General features: G+C 60.1%; 1 protein-coding gene. It reads left to right on the top strand.

The features are described from left to right. On the top strand, positions 1–4259 hold a 4259-nt coding region (locus tag VJR29_00245; GenBank protein ID HKY61824.1), incomplete at both ends, for a HEAT repeat domain-containing protein.

The following is a 4259-nucleotide window of genomic DNA, read 5'->3' as shown; positions in this document are numbered from 1 at the left end:
CCCAACTCCGCGCCGCCATCCGCCGAGCCTTGGCGCAAGAGGGAACTTTCAACTTGATGTCGCTCTATACCCATTTAGCGAAAGAGCAGGGGATGGAGCTGGACCTTTGGCTGGAAAAAACCCTCAAGAGCTCCTCCACTGAAGAAATTCGCCTCTTCTTGGAGCAATCCGGTTGGAGCGACGAAGAGAAAATCAGTTGGATCCGGAATTACAAAGTGTCCAACGGCGTCCCGGTTTTGATCGAATATTTGAAGCACCCCGATGCTAAAATCCGGATGGATGCTGCGAAATCCTTAGGTGGAATCAAGAGCCCCGAGGGAACCGAACCCCTCGAGCTCCTCTTGAAGGATCCGGATGTCCATGTCCGGCTCGCCGCAGCCGACGCCCTGATCGACCTCGGCGCCGCCGGCCTCGTCGCTCAGAACCCGCGTTTGCTGGTTGGGTTCCGCCCCTTGGCGAGCAAAAACGACGACCTCTTTTCCGCCATGGCCGCCATTAAGGTACTACTGCGGGCGAATCCAAGGGAGGGTCTCTGGCTACTGCAACTTTCGGAAGACGCGCTCAAACCCCGATTCCGAGCTCATGTGGTGGCACTTCTCGGGGAAATGGGATTTACCGATGCGATCGAAGCTTTGGAGCCCCTCCTTGCCCACCCCAATGACAAGGTTTCACTGAGCGCGGCTGAAGCTTTGGCCCGTTTCGGTCGCGAGGAAGGCTGGGCCCAGCTTCGCGCCGGACTTCAATCGGAGAATTTGGATTTGCGCTCGAGAGCCATGGAGGCTTTGGCCAAACTGGGCCGGCAAGACGAAGCTTTCGAAGGCATCCAGTCTTTGCTCGAGTTCGGTGGGGATATCTACTTTAGCGCCGCCCATTTAATCGAGCTCCACCAAGCCAAAGAAGCCGCCAAAGGCCTCATTCCCTTGCTCACGCAGGGTGAAAATGAAACCCGCTGGAAAAGCATTCAGGTCCTGGGCAATTTGGGCGTCACCGAAGCCATTCCGGCTCTGACCGCCTTGCTCGCCGATGCCGACTCCGACGTACGGGAGATGGCTGCCCAGGCCGTGGGCCGTTTGGGCGCGGTAGAAGCCATTCCCTTGCTGCGAGCCATGATGCAGGATCCCAATCCGCAGATCCGTCTCCGAGTCTTGGAGGCCTTGGTCCAGCTTGGCGTCGGCGAAGCGCTTCCCGAAATCAAGACCCTATTGACTGAGCCTGATATCTGGGTCGACGCCGCCGATACCCTGGATCGACTGGCGCCGGGCTGGGATCAGGGACAGGCGACATTTGCGGAGATTCAAGGTCTGCTCTCCGAGGAACTAAGCCGCAGCGTCGCCGAGGCGAAGGGCGACCGAGCCGCCGAGCTGCAACGCCTCCTCGAGCAGCTGCCCAAATGGGAATCGACCGCCGAAATCGACCGGAAGGCCGAATGGCGGGAATCGATCCGCCGGGCCCTGGCTTCCGAGAGCACCACCGACATCGATTCGATCTATGCTTCGTTGGCCCGGGAGAAGGGGCTCGCCTTCGACGCCTTGCTGGCTCTCTTGTACCGCGAGGCCGGCCCCGAGGATTTGACGGAGCTGTTCCTGAAATGGGACACCATCGACGAGGATTACCTCGATTTCATCGCGGCCCATCGCCTCAAAGGCGGAATCGAATGGCTCCGGACCGAAGGCTTGAAGGGCGACTATGCCGTTCGCGGAAAATCCATCGCCGCCCTGGCCGAATTGGGAGCCATCGAGGCCATCCCCGACTTGAAGAATATCCTGGAGAATAGCCCCTCGGCGATCGCCAGGGCCCAAGCGGCCGAAAGTCTGGCTCGACTGGGGGAGGAATCCGGCATCTCAACCTTACGGGCCTTGGCCCTCGATCCCGGGGAGCTGGATTCCCAAGCTCATGCCATCGAAGCGCTCGGCCGATTGAAGATCAAAATCGATCCCGCTCCGGTGCTCGCGCTGCTGCAAAATCCAAAAACCGAACAATGGCATACCCTGGCGGCGCTCGAATATTGTGGCAGCCTCGAAGTCACCGAAGCTCAAGAAGTCATCCAAAACCTTGTAAAGGAGGGCCAAAACCGGATCCAGCTTAAAGCCATCGAGACTCTAGGCAAGCTGAAAGCGACCGAAGCCATTCCCGAACTGAAGGCTCTCCGGAAGAACCAGGCTCCCCAATCGGCCACCGTCACCGCCTTGGCCCTTGCCCGGATGGGCGATCGGTCGGGAATCGAGGACCTCAAAGCCTTGCTGAGACAAGCCGAGAATTTGACCGAGACCATCGACGCCCTCGCCGAGTTGGGACTTCGGGAATTCACTCCCGACCTTCAGCGCTTGCTGAATCACCGCTCGGCCGACGTCGCCATCCATGCGGCGGTCGCGCTGGCTCAATGGAAGGTTTCGGGAGCCAAAGAAGCCTTGCGCTCCAAACTCTGGCAGATCGCGGGCCCGGAGCCTTATGGCAAGGCCATCCGCGCTCTCAACGAGCTCGATCCGAAGTGGATCGACGAGTTCCCCACGCTCCAAGAGCTGCGCGAAATCCTCTCCGAAGAATTGAACCGGGGCCTCGCCGAGGCCAAGGGCGACAAGGCGGTCGAGCTGCAAAAGCTGCTCGAGCAAATCCCCAAGTGGAGCGAATGGGACTCGGTCGAGGCCAAAACCCGGGCCTTGATCCGCCATGCCCTTGCCAGGGAAGAGACTTCGAGCTTGGATGCCATCTATGAAGAGTTGGCCAAAGCCCAGGGGCTCTCCCTAAGCGTCTGGTTGGCTCGTTCCTTGAGCGGCATCGACTCCCCGCAAGTTTTTGAATCCATCTTGAGGAATATTGATTGGTCCAACGACAGTCTCGCCGAGTGGATCGGGCGGCATCGCCTCGCGGCCGGCCATGAGCTTTTGCTGGAGCTAACCGGCAACGAGAATTGGACCGTCCGCAGCGCGGCGGCCGAATCCCTGGGTGAGCTGGAGGTCCGGACCCCGGGCATCGAGAAATATCTACTCGAGCTGCTCGAGGATTCCGAATGGGGCGTGCGCTGGGCTGCGGCCGATGCCCTGAAAAAATTGGGCCATGAGGACGACTCTCGGGTTAAAAAGACCCTTTTGGCCGGAGTCTTCGACGAAGACGAAGAGATCCAGCAGTCGGCGCTCGAGTCCCTCGCCGAGCATTCCTTTCACGATCGGGAGATCCGCGACGCGCTCTTGCTCCAGCTTGGCTCGCCGAATCCCCTCGTTCAAGCTCAGGTCTTGTCGACATTGGCCCGCTTGAAAATTCGCGACCAGACGCTGGAGCGAGCCGTGAGCGCCTTGTTGCAGCATTCCGAGCTCGACGTCCAAATCGAGGCCGCGGCCCTGCTGGCGGAATGGGACCTGGGAAATCCCGCGGTCCTGGGCCGACTCACCCAAGCTTTGACCAGCGAGAACAGCCACTTGATGATTATCGCCGGCGAAGGCTTGAGGAGGCTCAAATTCGACGATCCCGTTTTCATCGAAAAAATCCTCGAATCGTTGAAAAGCCCCGAGGACAAGGTTCGCCACGGAGCGGCGCGGACGCTGAGCTATTGGCGACCCGACCGACCGGAAGTGCGTCAAGCGCTCGAGCGGGCCCTGCAGGATCCCTCCCCGGAAGTCGCTCTCCTTGCCGCCCATACCTTGAGCCACTTTGGATCGGTTGACGGCCGGATCGAGGGGATATTGATCGAGGGTCTTGACCATCCCAAAGCCGAGCTCGCGCTCCTCAGCGTCGAGGCCTTGCAGCGTTCGGGTTATAGCGATCAGGATCTTTGCCGGGCCCTGCGCCGCCATGTCGGGAACGACACCTCGCCCGTCCAGATCAAGGCCCTTCGCCTGCTGGATCAGATCGATCCGAATTGGTCGGCCGCAGTGGTCGACGGCTTCCCGCGAGTCCAGGAGATCTTGACCGAGGAGCTCCGGAATTTGCCTTCGGAGGCGGGAAGACCTCTATTGAGGGAAACTCAAAAGCTGCTCGACCAGCTGCCAAACTGGGCGGAAAGCAAGGCCCCTCAAACCGGCGGAAGAGTTTCCCATCTGCCTGCCTGGTCGGGCCGCGACAGCAATGGCAAGCCCTTCGACGCCAAGAGGCTGGAAGAGCTGCGAGCCTTCATCCCGGGACCTGAGAAGCTCACCATGATCGGCCCGACCATCGAAGCCCTCCGTGGTTTGATGGCCGGCATCATCTCCAACACTCCGGTTTATCTCATGGCCGTCACCGGCGTCGGCAAGAACGCCATGCTCCGTTACCTGGCCAATCTGACC

The sequence above is a fragment of the bacterium genome (genome assembly GCA_035281585.1).
In the GTDB taxonomy this organism is placed as follows: domain Bacteria; phylum UBA10199; class UBA10199; order DSSB01; family DSSB01; genus DATEDP01.
The sequence above is the reverse complement of the archived record's forward strand: the minus strand, read 5'-3'. Positions and strand labels throughout refer to the sequence as shown.